Annotated in this window: 16 protein-coding genes; 2 read left to right on the forward strand and 14 right to left on the reverse strand. The window is 47.1% G+C overall.

The features are described 5' to 3' along the window. Positions 1-133: 133 nt before the first annotated feature. Positions 134-1,093 (reverse strand): S66 peptidase family protein, encoded by a 960-nt coding sequence (locus T499_RS0108220; RefSeq protein WP_198021276.1) that lies wholly within the window; start codon positions 1,091-1,093, stop codon positions 134-136. Positions 1,094-1,205: 112 nt separating this feature from the next. Here T499_RS0108220 and mutS point away from each other — a divergent pair, with 112 nt between their 5' ends. Beyond that, a complete protein-coding gene (gene mutS, locus T499_RS0108225) occupies positions 1,206-3,830 on the forward strand; it encodes a DNA mismatch repair protein MutS (protein WP_033150596.1) in 2,625 nt (874 codons plus the stop codon). 97 nt (positions 3,831-3,927) lie between these two features. Here mutS and lgt read toward each other — a convergent pair whose 3' ends face one another. The 9 genes from lgt to T499_RS0108270 form a co-directional block, all read right to left on the reverse strand. Next, positions 3,928-4,782, reverse strand: coding sequence for a prolipoprotein diacylglyceryl transferase (lgt, locus tag T499_RS0108230; RefSeq protein ID WP_033150597.1), 855 nt, complete (start codon positions 4,780-4,782; stop codon positions 3,928-3,930). Next, entirely contained in the window at positions 4,779-5,879 is a 1,101-nt protein-coding gene (ychF, locus tag T499_RS0108235) for a redox-regulated ATPase YchF (RefSeq protein ID WP_013064510.1), read from the reverse strand. Before ychF ends, lgt begins: the two co-directional genes overlap by 4 nt. 73 nt (positions 5,880-5,952) lie before the next feature. After that, on the reverse strand, positions 5,953-7,359 hold the full coding sequence (locus T499_RS0108240; RefSeq protein WP_033150598.1) for an aldo/keto reductase: 1,407 nt from the start codon (positions 7,357-7,359) through the stop codon (positions 5,953-5,955). A 12-nt stretch (positions 7,360-7,371) separates the two neighbouring features. Further along, positions 7,372-8,856 (reverse strand): 4Fe-4S binding protein, encoded by a 1,485-nt coding sequence (locus T499_RS0108245; protein WP_033150599.1) that lies wholly within the window; start codon positions 8,854-8,856, stop codon positions 7,372-7,374. 23 nt (positions 8,857-8,879) lie between these two features. Continuing rightward, complete coding sequence (gene tatC, locus T499_RS0108250; protein WP_033150600.1) at positions 8,880-9,626, reverse strand: twin-arginine translocase subunit TatC; 747 nt, start codon at positions 9,624-9,626, stop codon at positions 8,880-8,882. Continuing rightward, positions 9,619-9,804 (reverse strand): Sec-independent protein translocase subunit TatA/TatB, encoded by a 186-nt coding sequence (locus tag T499_RS0108255; RefSeq protein WP_013063539.1) that lies wholly within the window; start codon positions 9,802-9,804, stop codon positions 9,619-9,621. The genes tatC and T499_RS0108255 overlap by 8 nt, the downstream gene beginning before the upstream one ends. A gap of 82 nt (positions 9,805-9,886) precedes the next feature. Continuing rightward, positions 9,887-10,771 carry a ComEA family DNA-binding protein gene (locus T499_RS0108260; protein ID WP_033150601.1) on the reverse strand — a complete coding sequence of 295 codons (885 nt, stop codon included), beginning with the start codon at positions 10,769-10,771 and terminating at the stop codon, positions 9,887-9,889. Further along, complete coding sequence (locus tag T499_RS0108265) at positions 10,768-12,120, reverse strand: sodium-dependent transporter (RefSeq protein ID WP_033150602.1); 1,353 nt, start codon at positions 12,118-12,120, stop codon at positions 10,768-10,770. Before T499_RS0108265 ends, T499_RS0108260 begins: the two co-directional genes overlap by 4 nt. Then, positions 12,121-13,485, reverse strand: a complete 1,365-nt coding sequence (locus T499_RS0108270; protein WP_033150603.1) for a sodium-dependent transporter — start codon at positions 13,483-13,485, stop codon at positions 12,121-12,123. It lies immediately after the preceding gene. Between the two features lie 130 nt (positions 13,486-13,615). Here T499_RS0108270 and T499_RS0108275 point away from each other — a divergent pair, with 130 nt between their 5' ends. Beyond that, positions 13,616-13,954, forward strand: coding sequence for a VanZ family protein (locus tag T499_RS0108275; protein ID WP_232221083.1), 339 nt, complete (start codon positions 13,616-13,618; stop codon positions 13,952-13,954). Here the strand turns inward: T499_RS0108275 and T499_RS0108280 are convergent. From T499_RS0108280 to T499_RS0108295, 4 genes are read right to left on the reverse strand one after another with little or no spacing between them, the layout of a single operon-like run. Continuing rightward, positions 13,926-14,414 carry a CYTH domain-containing protein gene (locus tag T499_RS0108280; protein ID WP_033150605.1) on the reverse strand — a complete coding sequence of 163 codons (489 nt, stop codon included), beginning with the start codon at positions 14,412-14,414 and terminating at the stop codon, positions 13,926-13,928. The two genes, T499_RS0108275 and T499_RS0108280, sit on opposite strands and share 29 nt — an antisense overlap. Further along, positions 14,415-14,573 carry a hypothetical protein gene (locus tag T499_RS14860; RefSeq protein WP_013064297.1) on the reverse strand — a complete coding sequence of 53 codons (159 nt, stop codon included), beginning with the start codon at positions 14,571-14,573 and terminating at the stop codon, positions 14,415-14,417. Positions 14,574-14,601: 28 nt separating this feature from the next. Beyond that, positions 14,602-15,726 (reverse strand): peptide chain release factor 2, encoded by a 1,125-nt coding sequence (gene prfB / locus T499_RS0108290; RefSeq protein WP_013063646.1) that lies wholly within the window; start codon positions 15,724-15,726, stop codon positions 14,602-14,604. 5 nt (positions 15,727-15,731) lie between these two features. Next, complete coding sequence (locus T499_RS0108295; protein WP_033150790.1) at positions 15,732-17,540, reverse strand: AMP-dependent synthetase/ligase; 1,809 nt, start codon at positions 17,538-17,540, stop codon at positions 15,732-15,734. Between the last annotated feature and the right edge of the window lie 38 nt (positions 17,541-17,578).

Below are 17,578 nucleotides of genomic sequence, written 5' to 3' on the forward strand. Positions count from 1 at the left end.
AAATAGTTTTACTCAGTTTTTTGATTTTATGCTCCACCTTGCCATCTAAAGCACGATATTTTTTCCCAACTTGGGAATGTTTGATTCCCAGTTTGGGAACATTTCATTCCCAACGTGGGAACAAAATGTTCCTCTAATGGGAATTATTGTAATCTAGCACTACCTCATCGGGGTTTACTTCTAATGTGGCTTTGGCGCCTGTTAGGAGGGGGAAGTTTTTTAGGTGGGCATGACCTACAGGAAAGTTGTAGCATACGGGAATGTGCCAATGCTGTAGGTACTCGTTGAGCAGGGCGTACATGTCGTCGAAACCGTTTTCGGGGTGTTTGTATTTGTTGAACTGCCCAACAATAACGCCTCGGATGTGTTTCTGTAAGCCACGTATCTCGATGTTATGCAGCATGCGGTCTACCTTACTCATGCCCTCGCCTGTATCTTCAATAAATAGTACGATTCCATCGATAAACAGCGGATCGAAATCAGAGCCTGCCAGATCGTTGAAAACGCTCATGTTACCACCAACGATAATGCCCTCGGCGTTACCTGTTATGTTTAAGGGATGGGGAGCAATGCAATAGGTGGGCAGATGACCAGCAAGCATGCCTCGTAAAGCCTGACTCACGGTATCGTTGCCCTCGTAGGTTTTCAATGCATGACACATCGAACCATGAATACCCATTACGCCTGCCCTAGCCTGGGCACACAGCAACGCCGTCACATCGCTGAATCCGATAATCATCTTTGGATGCTGCTGGAGTGTATCTAATGAGATACGGGAAAGCAGATGGGCAGCCCCATCGCCGCCTCGCGAACACATGATGGCCTTGATGGATGGTGTGCGTAAAGCCCACAGCAAATCGCTAAGTCGCTCATCGATAGTGCCTGCAAAACCATGATAATCGGCCAGTGCATGGGGCGCCACGATGCATGGATAGCCCCACTTCTCTAAGGTTCGGATGCCGCCATTAATGGTAGCAGTATCGGTAGCACTCGATGGCGAGATTATAGCGATGGTGTCGCCCGAATTTAGGAATTGGGCTGAAAGCGACAGCATCCAGCAAAGCATCAGCGATATGATAACGAGTTTCTTCATCTTGCTGGCAAAGATACAAATAAACGGGAACATAACAATTATTTAAGGCTAAAATTTTGCTGTTTGCGAAAAAAGGAGTAACTTTGCCGCTCAGATTTAAATTTAGGTAGTTATGGCAAAAATAGCGGGGAAAGAACTAACCCCTATGATGAAACAGTTCTTTGATTTGAAGGCGAAACACCCAGATGCAGTCATGCTTTTCAGGTGTGGCGACTTTTATGAAACCTATTGCGAAGACGCTATTACTGCCTCAAAGATATTAGGTATCACCTTAACACATCGTAGTAACGGTGCTGGTGGCAAAGGCGATGAAATGGCTGGTTTTCCTCATCACGCCTTGGATACCTATCTGCCTAAGCTGATTCGCGCTGGCAAACGTGTGGCCATCTGCGACCAGCTGGAAGATCCCAAACTCACAAAAAAGCTTGTTAAGCGTGGCATTACCGAGTTGGTTACACCTGGTGTGGCCATGAGCGATAACGTGCTGAATTACAAGGAGAACAACTTCCTGGCGGCTATCCATTTTGGTAAGTCGAGCTTTGGTGTGGCTTTTCTTGATATCTCGACAGGTGAGTTTCTGACAGGTGAAGGAACTGCCGATTATGTAGAGAAACTGCTGGGCAACTTTTCGCCCAAAGAGGTGCTTTACGATCGTAATCGCAAACAGGATTTTGAGCGCAACTTTGGTACTAAATACTTTACGTTCCAGTTGGACGATTGGGTGTTTACCGATCAGACAGGTAAGCAGAAACTATTACAGCATTTTAACGTAAAGAACCTGAAAGGCTTTGGTGTAGATCATCTGCAGTCGGGTGTTATTGCCGCAGGTGCCATTCTGCAGTATCTCGAGCAGACACAGCACACTCAGATAGGACATATCACTTCTATCTCTCGTATCGAAGAGGATAAGTACGTGCGACTGGATAAGTTCACCATCCGCAGCTTGGAGTTGGTTTACCCCATGCAAGAGGATGGAAAGTCACTGCTTGATGTGATTGATAAGACGGTGAGCCCAATGGGAGGCCGATTACTGCGCCGCTGGCTGGTTTTCCCTCTGAAGGATGAAAAGCCCATTAACGAGCGACTGGATGTGGTAGAGTATTACTATCGCGAGCCCGAGTTCCGTGAGTGTATCGACGATCAGATACATCATATTGGCGACTTGGAACGTATTATCTCGAAGGCTGCCGTTGGAAGAGTATCGCCTCGCGAGGTTGTGCAGCTCAAGACTGCCCTGCAGGCCATTCAGCCCATTAAAACGGCTTGTTTGTATGCCAAGAACCCAACGCTGAACCGTATTGGCGAGCAGCTGAACCTTTGCGAATCGCTGCGCGACCGTATCGAGAAGGAGATTCAGAACGATCCCCCACAGTTGGTTGCAAAGGGTGGCGTGATTCGCGACGGTGTGAATGCCGAACTCGACGAGTTGCGTAGCATAGCCTATAGTGGTAAGGATTATCTGCTGAAGATACAGGAGCGCGAGGCTCAGGAAACTGGTATCCAGAGCTTGAAGATAGGCTATAACAACGTGTTTGGCTACTATCTTGAGGTGCGTAATACCTATAAGGAACTTGTTCCACCCGAGTGGGTTCGTAAGCAGACACTGGCCCAGGCCGAGCGCTATATCACTCAGGAACTGAAGGAGTACGAAGAGAAGATTCTGGGTGCTGAGGATAAGATTCTGTCGTTAGAGGGCAAGCTCTTCAACGATCTGATTATGAGCATGCAGGAGTTTATCCCACAGATTCAGATAAACGCTAATATCATTGCCCGTTTGGACTGCTTGCTCAGCTTTGCCAAGGCGGCTGAGGAGAACAAGTATATCCGCCCCGTAATCGATTCGTCGGAGGTGATTGATATCAAACAAGGTCGCCATCCTGTAATCGAACAGGAACTGCCCCTTGGCGAGTATTATGTGCCCAACGATATATTGTTAGACAACGAACGTCAGCAGATTATCATCATCACAGGTCCTAATATGGCCGGTAAGTCGGCGCTGTTGCGCCAAACTGCATTGATTGTGCTGCTGGCCCAGATAGGTTGCTTTGTGCCTGCAGAGGCCGCCAGAATCGGTTTGGTGGATAAAATCTTCACCCGTGTGGGTGCTTCAGATAATATTTCGCTGGGCGAATCTACCTTTATGGTAGAGATGACCGAGGCTTCGAACATCCTGAACAACGTGAGCAGTCGCTCGCTGGTGCTCTTCGATGAGTTAGGTCGTGGAACCAGTACCTATGATGGTATCTCTATTGCTTGGGCGATAGTAGAATATCTGCACGAGAATGCCAAAGGACATCCTCGCACCTTGTTTGCTACTCACTACCATGAGTTGAACGAGATGGAGAAGAATTTCTCTCGTATCAAGAACTACAATGTATCAGTTAAAGAGGTTGATGGCAAGGTTATCTTCCTGCGTAAATTGGAACGTGGTGGTTCTGAGCACTCGTTTGGTATCCATGTAGCCGAGATTGCTGGTATGCCTCGCTCCATCGTAAAGCGTGCTAATGTGATTCTGAAGCAGCTTGAATCGGATAATGCCCAGGTAGGCACTGCCGGTAAGCCTACTAAGGAGATTGCTGGTTCGCGTGAGGGTATGCAGTTGAGTTTCTTCCAGCTTGATGACCCAGTGCTCTGTCAGGTTCGCGACGAGATCCTAGGCCTTGATGTGAATAACCTCACCCCTATCGAGGCTCTCAACAAGTTGAATGACATCAAAAAGATTGTTTCCGGCAAGTAGTTTCCTTGCTGTAAACAGTTATTTCCCAATAAAGAAACTGCCAGTTTCCCTGCAAGGAACTGGCAGTTTCTATGTTTGAAACCAGTGAAATGTCTTATTAAGCCTTTTTCTTGGCTTTTATCATGCAGTAGGTTCCCAATATGATAAAGGGAATAGAGAGTATCTGTCCCATATCGATGGGAAGCGATGCCTCGAAGGCCTCCTGTACCTCCTTGGTGTATTCGATGAAGAAGCGGAAGGTGAAGATATACGTAAGGCAGAATCCGAAATACCAGCCAGTACCAATCTTCTCAGGCTTCTTTTTATGCAGAGTCCACATGATGACAAACAGGATGGCGTAGGCGATGGCCTCGTACAGCTGTCCTGGATGGCGTGGAACGGCATCAACTTTCTCGAAGATGAATGCCCAGGGTACATCGGTAATCTTGCCGATAATCTCTGAGTTCATCAGGTTGCCCAAGCGGATACAGCAGGCCGTAGAACCTGTGGCAATTGCTATATTATCGAGCACCGTCCAGATGCTCAGTTTGGTTCTGCGTACATACATCCAGAGGGCAATCATCAAGCCTAAAGTTCCGCCATGCGAGGCCAAACCAGCATAGCCGATGACGTGGAAACCAAATGTTTGTCCTAGCCAACTGCCATCATCGCCAAAACGGATAGGCAGTATCATCTCAATTATTCCCTTGCTTGAAGTCAGGAAATAATCGGGCTCGTAGAATAAGCAATGGCCCAGACGAGCACCAATCAGGATGCCGAAGAAACAGTAGAATGCGAGCGGGTCGAAATATTCGTCCTTAATCTTCTGCTCCTTGTAGAGGCGCTGAACCAAGAGGTAGGCCACAACCAATCCGAAGACCCACATCAGTCCGTACCAGCGAATTGAAAAAGGGCCCAGTTTAAATGCAACCAGATTTGGATCCCAAAGGATATAGTTGAGTAGATTCATCATACGTTAAAGCGGAAATGCATAATGTCGCCATCCTGTACTACGTACTCCTTACCCTCAACGGCCAGCTTACCAGCCTCGCGTACAGCTGCCTCAGAGCCATACTGGATATAGTCGTCGTACTTGATTACTTCGGCACGGATAAAGCCCTTCTCAAAGTCGGTGTGGATCACACCAGCACACTGTGGAGCCTTCCAGCCCTTCTTATAGGTCCAGGCCTTTACCTCCATCTCACCAGCGGTGATAAAGGTTTCGAGGTTCAGCAGCGCATAAGCCTTCTTAATCAGGCGGTTTACACCACTCTCCTCTAAGCCAAGCTCTTCCAAGAACATCTGCTTGTCCTCGTAGCTCTCCAGTTCAGCGATATCCTCTTCGGTCTTAGCGGCAATCACCATGGTTTCTGCGCCCTCTTCCTTTGCCAGCTCCTCTACCTTCTTGGTAAAGGCATTACCTGATTTAGCATCAGTCTCGCCTACGTTACAAACGTAAAGCACAGGCTTTGAAGTGAGTAGGAACAGATTGCGAGCGCAATCCTGCTCGTCCTTGCTTTCGAACTCTACGATACGGGCATTCTTACCCTGCTCCAGCACTTCTTTATAAGCGTGCAGTACGGTAGCCTCGATCTTAGCGTCCTTATTACCAGCAGCTGCGGCCTTCTCGGTCTTAGCCAAGCGGCTCTCGATAGTCTCAAGGTCCTTCAGCTGAAGCTCTGTATCGATAATCTCCTTATCGCGGATGGGGTCGATAGTGCCATCAACGTGAGTGATATTCTCATCCTCGAAACAACGCAGCACGTGGATGATAGCATCGGTTTCGCGGATATTTCCAAGGAATTTATTGCCTAATCCTTCGCCCTTAGAGGCGCCTTTTACGAGACCAGCAATATCTACAATCTCGCAGGTAGCAGGAACGATACGTCCTGGGTGAACCAACTCAGCGAGTTTGGTCAGTCTTTCATCAGGTACAGTGATTACACCCACATTGGGTTCGATTGTACAAAAAGGGAAGTTTGCTGCCTGAGCTTTGGCACTCGACAGACAATTAAACAAGGTAGACTTGCCCACATTTGGCAGTCCTACAATACCACATTTTAATGCCATTTTCTTCTATAAACGTTTATTTCGGGTGCAAAGGTACTGCAAATTAGGCAATTAACCAAATTTTCTACACTTTTTATACTTCTGGGCCCTCTGGGTTGCGCTTCAAGCTCTCAATCATCTCATCAATCTTTGCCAGTTCGCGTGGAATGCGAATGCTTTGTGGACAATGAGGCTCACACTGGCCGCACTGGATGCAATGATCAGGCTGGCGATCGCGAGGAACTACACGGTCCAGCGAAATGAGATACTGGCGACGATGCTTGCGATACTCAGCATCGCCCACTCCCATAGGCAGCGAACCCTCGTTCTTGCACTTGTTGTAGTGTACAAAGATGGCTGGTATATCCACACCGTAAGGACAAGGCATGCAGTACTTACAATCGTTGCAAGGAATGTTTTCGAGACCTACAATCTTCTGAGCGATATCCTTGTCAAGGAATCGCATCTCCTCTTCGGTAAGCGGTTTCAGCGGACAGTACGAGAGCAGGTTATCCTTCAGGTGCTCCATATAGGTCATACCGCTCAATACGGTAAGTACACCCTCGTTGGTGCCTGCATAGCGGAAAGCCCATGATGCCACGCTACGCTCTGGGGCGCGACTCTTCAGTTCTGTCATCAGATACTGTGGGAGGTTAGCCAATCGGCCTCCTAACAGCGGTTCCATAATAACTGCAGGTATGCCTTTCTTTTGCAGCTCGGCATATAGATAACTGGCATCTACGTTGCTCTGACTAATCTCGTTGGCATAATCCCAATCCAGATAGTTCAGCTCAATCTGTACAAAGTCCCAATGGTACTTCTCGTCGAGGGCCAGCACCTCGTCGAACACTTCCTGCTTACCGTGGAACGAGAATCCCAGGTTACGAATGCGGCCTGCCTCGCGCTCCTTCAGCAGATAGTCCATTATGCCATTATCCACATAGCGCCCGTTAAACTCCTCCATGCTGCCACCTACGGCATGCAGCAGATAGTAGTCGATGTAATCAACTTGCAGCTCCTTCATAGAGTTGTGGTACATCTCCTTCGACTTCTCGAATGACCAGTAGTCGTGGTTGAAGTTAGAGAGTTTGGTGGCCACAAAGTACTCGCTACGCTTGTGGCGGCTCAGGGCGATACCTGTGCAGCGCTCTGACTTTCCCTGACAATAAACAGGCGATGTATCGATGTAGTTCAGACCATGAGCCAAGGCATAATCGATTTGCTTGTTAATCATGTCCTGATCAAACTCATCGCTGTTATCCACCTTAGATGGCAGGCGCATCATACCATAGCCCAGAATAGAAACCTTGTCCTTATTCTTTGGGTTAACGCGATAGGTCATCTGACCAACAGGTGGTTCAACCTGGTTCCTATATTCTTGTTTTGCCTGACTACCTGCCTTATTGCCACTTTTGCATCCTGCAAGTGTAGCGGCTGTAGCTACTGATCCTGCTCCAAAGAGCTTAAGGAACGCACGGCGTGTTATATTCTTCTTTTCCATAAATTATCCTCCTTAAATCTTCTTGTGAACTTCGTGTCCCTCAACATAGATAGCTGAGAATGGACGAGCCGGACAAACATACTCGCAGGCACCGCAGCCAATACATGCAGCCTCGTTGATTGCAGGAACCATTGGTGATTCCTCATCGTTCTCATCGAGTGGAACCATTTCGATAGCACCCGAAGGACAATGGCGGGCACAGTTACCACACTCTACCCCATCGGTAATGGGTACGCAGTTCTTCTTAATCCAAACGGCATGACCAATCTGGATGGCAGTTTTCTCCTCCTTATCAACCTTCTGGATGGCATCTGCAGGACAAACTTCAGAGCAACGCGTACACTCTGGGCGACAATAGCCGTGCTCGTACGACATGGTGGGCTGCATCAGGTGCATTAAATCGCTACTAGGACGCAACACCTGGTTGGGGCACTCTGATACACAAAGCTGGCAGCCTGTGCATCGTGTGGGCAGATTCTGGAACGAGAGCGAACCTGGAGGTGTGAGCGGTGTCTGGCGCTCAGGAGCTACCTTATCTTCCAGTTCTGCCAGTCCGCCATCCATCAGCTTCTCTTTCTTTTTCTGAGCCAGAGCGGCTGTAGTTACCAAGGCTGTTGCCAACAGGAACGAGCGCTTTGAGGTATTGATGGGGTTGGCATCGGTAGCTTTATTTGTCTTTTTTGACGGGCCGGCAGCTGTGTACTTCAGCGCACCAAACTTACAACTATCGATACAGTTACCACAAACCACGCAACGGGTATAGTCGATACTGTGTGTCTTAAAATCGATACAAGATGCTTTGCAGTTCTTTGAACAGAGTGAGCAGTTCTTGCACTTATCTTCGTCGAATCGGATTTTAAGCCATGAGAAACGGGCAAAGAAAGACAGGATGGTACCTACTGGGCAGATGGTGTTGCAATAGGTACGTCCGCCTCGCCAAGCCAAGATAAATATTACTACCAGGGTAACAGCAGCAATCACGAATACAGGCATTGAGCGCATCCATGTATCAACGCTGTAGAAAGCATAGCTATCGGCGCGCTCAGCCAGTTCGGCTAAGATGTTGTTGCCCATCTTCCAAACGGGCTGGAATATCATGGTGGCGATACGTCCGTAGCTGCTATAAGGAGCTAACAACTGGAATATAGAGCCGATGCCAGCTACACCTGCAATGATAAATACCACAAGTACTGGGTAACGCAACCAGCGAACCTCTTTCGAATAGCTGTATTTGTTCTTTTTTCTGTTCAGTCGGGCTAGTATGTCCTGAAATACGCCCATAGGACAGATGATGGAGCAGTAAGTGCGGCCACAAATAAGTGTAATAATCAAAAATGCTGCTACCACTACCACATTGAGTGCCATCACTGCGGGCAAGAACTGAATCTTGGCACACCATGAAAGCCAATGGTGCAACGTTCCTGTAAAGTCGAGGAACAGCAGGGTGATCAGTACAAACATCACCGCTGCAAGGATGGTTCTGATTTTACGAAGCATAAGTTTATTATATAAGTATTTATCTATTCGGTTATTCTTACTATTACGATGCTCAGTTCGTAGAGCAGCCAGATGGGCAATGCTACCACAATGAGCGTAAAGGCGTCGGTAGTGGGGGTGATAATTGCCGCTACCACCAGTATTGCCACTACAGCATGCCGGCGTAAGCTCTGCATCATCGCAGCATTAATCAGTCCCATTTTGCCTAACAGCCAGCTTACTACAGGCAGTTCGAACACAATACCCATCACCAGGTTCATCATCAGCAACGTATCCATGTACGATTGCAATGTGAGCATATTTGCTACATCGGGACTAACCTGATAAGTGCCAAGGAACTTGACGGTAAGCGGGAATATCAGCAGATAGTTGAGTGCTGTGCCCAGCATAAACATCAAGTAGCCGCTAAAGCAGAGCAGTGTGGCGTATTTCCTTTCGTTGTCATAGAGCGCTGGCGATACAAAGCGGAAGAGTTGGTAGATGATATAAGGCGAAGCCACCAGAACGCCTGCATAGAAGGCTGTTTTAAGGTGAACCATGAACTGTTCTGTAAGTCCGATGTTCATCAGATGAACACAGAATGGTTCTACGCCCAATAGTTGGTAGGTGATGAAATCGCTGGAGCGTGGTGCCAGTACGATGGCAAAGAGTTCGTCCTTTAAGCAGAAGGCAACTGATGCTCCAATGACTGTTACCACCAACACTCTGACTATCACCCCACGCAGTTCGTCGAGATGATCCCAGAACGTCATTGTGGGTGTATCACGCATCCTTCTTCTCGTCCTTTTCTACCTCTTCTTTCAAGTCTGTAACCTCGTTCATTCCCTCCTTGAAGCTTTTTACGCCTTTACCCAGGCCACGCATCAGTTCAGGAATCTTCTTGCCGCCAAAGAACAGCAATACTATCAGTGCAATAACCAGTATTTCCTGGAATCCTAATCCAAACATCTTTCAAAAGTTTTTTAGTTTATTTTGCAAATATACAACTTTTCCACGAATCAGCTATCATTCGCTATGATTTATTAACATATCAGTACGCAACATAGGGCGTAAGGCGCTTAATAACTTCGGGTGTAAAGTCTTTAATAAGTCGTAGTTCGTTTAGTGATGTGATGGTGCCATGCAGACGGCGATAATCGGTGATGGCTTTAGCCATATAAAAGTTGATGTATGGATGGCGTCTTAATTCGTTAAGCGATAATTGGTTGATGTTCAGTTTCTTAGGTGCAGGGTTGTTTATCACCAGATATTGCTTGGCTTCTGTCGGGAAATCGTCGATTTCATCGAGTTGTTCTACACTCACGTAACCTCCTAACCTATTGCCGTATTGTATAATTCGGCGAGCGTAGTAAGGACCGATACCAGGAATGGTTGTCAGCGCTGTGCTATCGGCAGTATTCAGCACTATATGTTCTGTAGCCTTTATCTTCGTGGGGCGCTGATAGACAACTACTGTATCCTTGGTTGCTTTCGGACTATAGCTTGCCCGTTCTTTTACCAGCGTAGATGCTGGCAGGTAATCGCTGGAGATGCGGATGTAAGGCTCCAGTTCACGATATTGCTTAACGGTTAGTCCATAAAGCTTGGCAAAATCGATAGGCTGGCGATAAATGCCACCCGCAGCGCGATATTTATAGATGTTGCGTACCTGCCAAGGTTGCAATCCTAAACGCAGCAGTTGGGTGCTATCAGCTGTATTAGGGTCGAAGGCGAATCGTTCTACCTTCTTAGGACTGCTGGCATAGTAATGGTTTTTGCGGGCAGCTGAACGGGGCGAATTCTTTTGTGTGGTGGTTGTCGATGTATCATTTCCACCAGTCAGACATATCATGGTGAATACCGATACGATGACTACTAACAGCGAGAGTATAACTTTACGGTCGGACTTCTGCAGATAAAAGAATTCGCGTATCATATAATATGGAACTGATGCAGGAATATTAATAGGATACAGAGAGGAACAATGAACTTAACAGAGAACAGATAGGCGCTAAAAAAGGTGGCCTTTAGCGAACCGTTGTTTGTAAACTCATTGAGTACCAGTTTGCGCTCAACAAACCATCCGATAAGTATGCTGGTAAAGAAGGCGCCAGTGGGTAGCATGATTTGTGCTGTAAGTGTGTCGCAGAAGTCCATCAGCGACATGCCAAATATCTGCAACTGACTGTAAGCGCCTACGGATAGCGAGCAGAATATGGCTATCAGTCCACAAACGGTGGTCAGTATCCACGCGGCCTTGTTTCTTGGCAGATGCAACTCTTCGTGGAAGAATGCTGTACCAATCTCGTGCATAGAGATGGTAGATGTTAAGGCTGCAAACACCAGCAGGGCATAAAACAGGATGGCGATAACGAATCCAATGATAGGCATGCCTACAAACGCCTGACGGAACACATTAGGCAGTGTAATGAATATGAGCGATGGACCGCTATCGGGCTGTACGCCAACCGAGAAGGCGGCTGGGAATATCATCAAACCTGCTAAGATGGCTATCATCGAGTCGAGTAAGGCTATCTGAGTAGCTGATTTAACAAGGTTGGTATCTTTTTTAAAATACGAAGCGTAAGTACACAAACAAGCGGTACCCAAGCTTAACGAGAAGAAAGCCTGACCTAAAGCCTCGAGGAATACATTGCTGCTTACCTTCGAGAAATCAGGTTTCAGCAGGAATTCTATACCTTTTGAAGCACCTGGAAGCAGGCACGATGCAATAACAATGATAACCAGCAGTATGAGCAAAAGCGGCATGAGCAACTTGGATGCTCGTTCTATACCATCGTTTACGCCTTTGGCCACTACATAGTGTGTAATCAGTACAAAGCCAACACCCCACAAGCAGGGACGGATGGGGTCGCTCGAGAAGTTTTTAAAGTATTCGATGATGTAGCTGGTATCACCAATCAGCTTACCAGTTATCGAGGCATACAGGTATTGCAAGCACCAGCCAGCCACAACGGCATAGAAGCCGAGAATGATGGTGGATGTAAGAATGCCCAAGTAGCCAATATACTTGGCGCGCCTGAATCCTACGTTGCCATAAGCTCTGGCAGCGTTGGATTGTGAGTAACGGCCAACTACAAATTCGCTAATCATACCTGGTATGCCTAATATCAGCACACATCCCAGATAGATAAGTATGAAAGCGGCACCGCCATTCTGACCCGTCATGAATGGAAAGCGCCAGATGTTTCCTAATCCTACGGCCGATCCTGCAGTAGTCAGGATAATGGCCAGTTTGCTGCCAAATGTACCTCTGTTCTCCATTTACAATAGTCCGAATTGGTGAAGGAATATAAACAGTATGCAGATAGGACACACATACTTTACAAGGAAGATGTAGCTATGAAACAGATGTTCATTGCGCAAGGTGCCCATATTGGTAAACTCATCGCGTACAATTTTATGTGGCACATACCAGCCGATAAAGATACAGGTAAGGAAGCCCACGATAGGCAGGAACAACTGACCAGTTACAAAGTCGAAGAGGTCGAAGATGGTCATGTCGAACAATTTAAAGTCCTGCCAAGGACCGAGCGACAATGAGCAGACGGTACCAACCAGAATGCTGCCGATAGTTACAAACATAGCCGCACGTTTGCGGGTGGTGCCAAGCTCCTCCTCAAGGAATGCTGTGCTTACTTCGTGCAACGACATGAGTGATGTAAGTGCTGCCATCGAGAGTAAGGTATAAAACAGTACTGAAATAATGTATCCTAAACTTGCAATATTTCCAAATGCCTGGTGGAATACGTTAGGCAACGTGATAAATATGAGCGAAGGACCACTATCGGGATTAACTCCTACAGAGAAGGCTGCAGGGAAGATAATCAGTCCGGCCAGCAGGGCTACCAGGAAATCGATGATACTGATATTTACTGCCGAAGCCGTGAGATTGGTTTGCTTAGAATAGTAGCTGGCATAGGTGCAGATACATCCCATTGCAATACTCAGCGAGTAGAACGACTGGCCTAAGGCTGCCAGGAATACATCGCTGTTTAGTTTCGAAATATCGGGCTTAAATAAGAACTCGATACCCTTTTCGGCATTTGGCAGCATGCACGATGCTACAACAATGATGAGCAACAGTATAAACAATATGGGCATCATAAGCTTTGATGCCTTCTCAATACCGTTGCGTACACCATTCTCTATAATAATATAGGTGGCCAGCAGAATGATAAACGTCCAGAATACAGGCTTGATAGGATCCTGCGAGAACGTGACGAAGTACGATTGGATATAGTCGGGATTGCCTAAGAGTTTGCCTGAAAGCGAGGCCCATACGTACTCGAGGCACCAGCCGGATACCACAGCATAATAGCCTGAGATAAGAAAACCTGTAAGCACCCCCATGTAGCCAATGAGCGACCAGATGGTATCGCCCGACATGATGCGGAATGCGCGAGCTGTGTTTGCCTGACCATGACGACCAATAATAAACTCGCTTATCATACATGGAATGCCCAACAACAGGATACAGAACACATAGATAATAATGAAAATGGCGCCACCATTCTGTCCTGTCATATACGGAAAGCGCCATATGTTGCCTAAGCCAACAGCAGAACCTGCTGTGGCCAGAATAACACCTAATTTACTACCAAAACTTGCCCTTTCAAGTTGTGACATATACACTTTTCTTTTAATTTGATTGCAAAAGTATAAATAATTTCTTAATTTTGCACCTAAATTGCAAGTAAATATGAGTTTTTTGTTTCATTTCTTAAGAAAGTACCCTTTTTCAATGGTCTGTATCGCAATGATATGGATTCTTTCATTGGTGCCCTTTTTTCCAGAGACACCACTCGACAATGTGGAGTTTGCCGATAAATGGGTGCATATCCTGATGTATGGTTGTGCGTTCATCGTAGTATGGATAGAGTATACCTGCAAGCATAAGCAGGCAGATTACGAGAAGCTGTTCTTTTGGGCTTGGCTGGCACCAATCGTTATGAGTGGTGTGTTGGAGCTGTTACAGGAATACTGTACGTTTGGGCATCGCAGTGGCGATTGGCTTGATTTGGCGGCTAATGCTACTGGTGTTACTTCGGCAGTTGTTATCGGGGCGCTTATTTGGTATTTTCGTCCCAAGAAGTAAAGGGCTTCTTAAGCAGACAAGAATTGTAGTATCTGCGATCGCCTGTTACTTCCTTGCCGATGAAATCAGGCTTCTCAAAGGTTTCGTCCTCAGCACCAAGTTCTACCTCGGCCATCACTAAACCTTCGTTCTCACCATAGAACTCGTCTACCTCGAAGGTATGCTTACCGCAAGGCACCAGATAGCGTGTCTTGTCTATCTTGCCTGGCTCGCAGATGTCCATCAGATGCTGGGCTTCGTCGAGCGAAATCTCCTTTTCGAACTCATAGCGAGCAAGGCCATCGTTGTTCGAAGGACCTTTAATAGTTAAATATCCGCGGCTATCACGGATACGTACCCTGACGGTACGTCCGCGATCGCTGCAGATATAACCTTGACAAATGCGACTGCTACTGGTAGCCTGTCGCTTGTAGTCGTTGTTTTTTACAAGAAATTTGCGTTCTATTTCCAGTCCGCTCATTTACGATACAATGAAAATAGAGTATACTACAAACAGTACTGCAAGAATAAGTAATGCGCCGAAGATGTACTCCAGCACTTTCTTGCCACCTTCTTCTTGTTTCTTCTGATAAGCCTCCTTCTTCTGGGTAGACTTTGATGATTTTGCAATTTGAGCCATAGTTTTAATGATTTTTATTTGTTATTCGTTATTGTTCGTCGTCGTTAACAGGGAATTCCATCAGGTAGGCCTTGATGAAATCATCGATCTTTCCGTCCATCACACCATCCACATCGGTGGTCTGATAGTTGGTACGATGATCTTTTACGCGGCGGTCGTCGAACACGTAGCTACGTATCTGACTACCCCACTCTATCTTCTTCTTGCCAGCCTCGATTTTTGCCTGAGCCTCCAAACGCTTCTTCATGGCGCGATCGTAGAGTTGCGACTTAAGCAGCGTCATTGCGCGCTCCTTGTTCTTTGGCTGGTCGCGGGTTTCAGTGTTCTCAATGAGGATTTCTTCTTCCTCGCCTGTATCAGGATCGGTATACCAATAGCGCAAGCGTACACCTGATTCAACCTTGTTTACGTTCTGACCACCAGCACCACTACTGCGGAAAGTATCCCAAGAGAGCTTGGCTGGATCTACATATACCTCGATGGTATCATCAACCAGAGGTGAGACAAAGACAGACGCAAACGAGGTCATACGCTTACCCTGAGCGTTGAATGGCGATACACGTACCAAGCGGTGAACACCGTTCTCGCTCTTCAGATAGCCGTAAGCATAATCGCCGCCTTCGAGCTGCATGGTTACACTCTTAATACCAGCCTCATCACCGTCAAGCAGGTTCGAGATGGTTACCTTATAGCCGTGAGCCTCGGCCCAACGCATATACATTCGCATCAACATTGAGGCCCAGTCCTGAGCCTCGGTACCACCAGCGCCGCTGTTAATCTTAAGCACAGCTTCCATAGGGTCTTCTTTCTGGCGGAGCATGTTCTTCAGCTCCAGATCCTCGATGGCCTTGATGGCTTTAGCATAGGTGTCTTCCACCTCCTCTTCGGTCACCATCTCGTCCTTGAAGAAGTCGAAGGCCAGCTGCAGCTCATCGGCCAAGGTGCGAACCTCTTTATAGCCATCTAGCCACTTCTTAATGCCTTTAACCTTCTTCATCTGCTCTTCGGCACGCTTGCGGTCCTCCCAGAAGTCAGGAGCCTGCGTACGAAGATCTTCCTCCTCGTATTCTATCTTCTTCTTGTCTATCTCCAGATAGCGATGCAGCGCATCGGCTCTCTCTAAAACGTCTTTCAGCTGATCCTGAGTAATCATATATCTTATTCTGCGTACATCGCGTCAATCTCCTTCTTGTAGTTCTCGTTCAGTACGCGACGCTTGATTTTTAATGTATTTGTAAGTTCGCCCTTCTCCATGGTGAAGTGGTTTGGCAGCATGGTGAATCGCTTAATCTGCTCGTAGTGAGCCAACGACTGCTGCAGCGTATCAATACGCTCCTTCATCATCTGGTTAATCTGTGGGTCCTTGCAAAGCTGATCTCTGTTCTCGAATGGAATCTTATGCTCGCGGGCATATTCCTCCAATAAGGCATATACAGGGATAATCAGAGCCGAAACAAACTTACGCTGGTCGGCAATGATGGCAATCTGATCGATATACTTATCAACCAGCAACTTAGATTCAATCATCTGTGGGGCAATATACTTTCCGTTCGAAGTCTTGAAGAGGTCCTTAATACGCTCTTTCAGGAACAGCTCGCCATCCTTCAGATAACCTGAGTCGCCTGTCTTAAAGTAACCATCCTCGGTAAAGGCGGTCTTGGTAAGATCCTCGCGGTTATAGTAGCCTCGAGTGATAGTTGGGCCTTTCAGCAGTACCTCGCCCTCTTCGCTGATCTTGATATCGATACCCTCGATGGGGATACCAACACCACCAACGGTGTAAGGCTTGCCAAGGTGATTGCAGCTAACGGTGGCCAGACTCTCAGTCAAACCGTAACCAACAATCATGTTAATGCCGATAGAGTGGACAAACTCCTCTACCTTAGGATTAACGGTAGCACCTGCTGTTGGGAAGAAATGGGCATTCTCTAAGCCCAGCTCCTTACGTACCAGCGAGAATACGGTTTTATTCAGGAACTCGTACTCCATGTGCAGGAGCAATGGTGGGCGCTTGCCTTTTGAAATGTAATCGATGTTGTGTTTCTTACCTACTGCTTCGGCGTGGCGGAACAGTTTGCGCTTGGCCATACCTGATTTCTCAATCTGCTCCTGAACACCCATATATACCTTCTCCCAGAAACGGGGAACGGAACTCATACAGGTGGGGTGTGTCTCCTTCATCGACTGCTGAACCTCTTGTGGATAGGTGTTTACAATGAGTGTTGCGCCCTCGGTAAGGCACAGAATCTTCCAACCCTTCTCAAAGATATGGGTGAATGGCAGGAAGTTAAGAACTCTGTCGTTCTCGCCTACGGGTACACACTTATGGTTGGCTATCATTGCGGCATTATACTGACCGCAGGTAAGGATAACACCCTTAGAATCGCCAGTTGTTCCGCTGGTATAAAGGATGTTGGCAATATCGTCCATCGAAGCCTGAGCCTGAAGCGACTCAACTTCGGTCTGACGGGGATAGTTCTCGCCTAACTTCAGGAAATCATCGAAATACATCGAGCTGAGGTCGAGTGACGAGATATGTACGTTCTTATCGAATACGATGATACGTTCGAGTGTAGGACAGGTAGCGAAAATCCGACGAGCCTTGTCGTACTGCTCCTGTTCGCCTACAAAGAGGAATCTGATTTTAGCATCGCTAATCATAAACTGGATCTGCTGCTCTGAACTGGTAGCATAGAATGGGATGGTTACGGCGCGTACTCCCCATGCTCCAAAGTCGCAGAACAGATACTGTACAGAGTTCTGAGAGAAGATTCCCAGATTTTCCTGTACCTTTACACCCAGATTGAGTAAGGCATTAGATACTTTCTTGACCATATCCGAGAACTGATTCCACGAATATGATTTCCACACTGACCCGCCAAAGTCCTTGTAGATTAAAACCTCACGGTCGCCATACTTCTTGGCCTGGTCATGAATTAATCGCGATAAATGACTTTTCGTCTGCATAAGCATTTGAATATGTTATAATTCGCTGCAAAAGTACG

The organism is Prevotella sp. RM4, assembly GCF_000701965.1.
In the GTDB taxonomy this organism is placed as follows: Bacteria; Bacteroidota; Bacteroidia; order Bacteroidales; family Bacteroidaceae; genus Prevotella; species Prevotella ruminicola.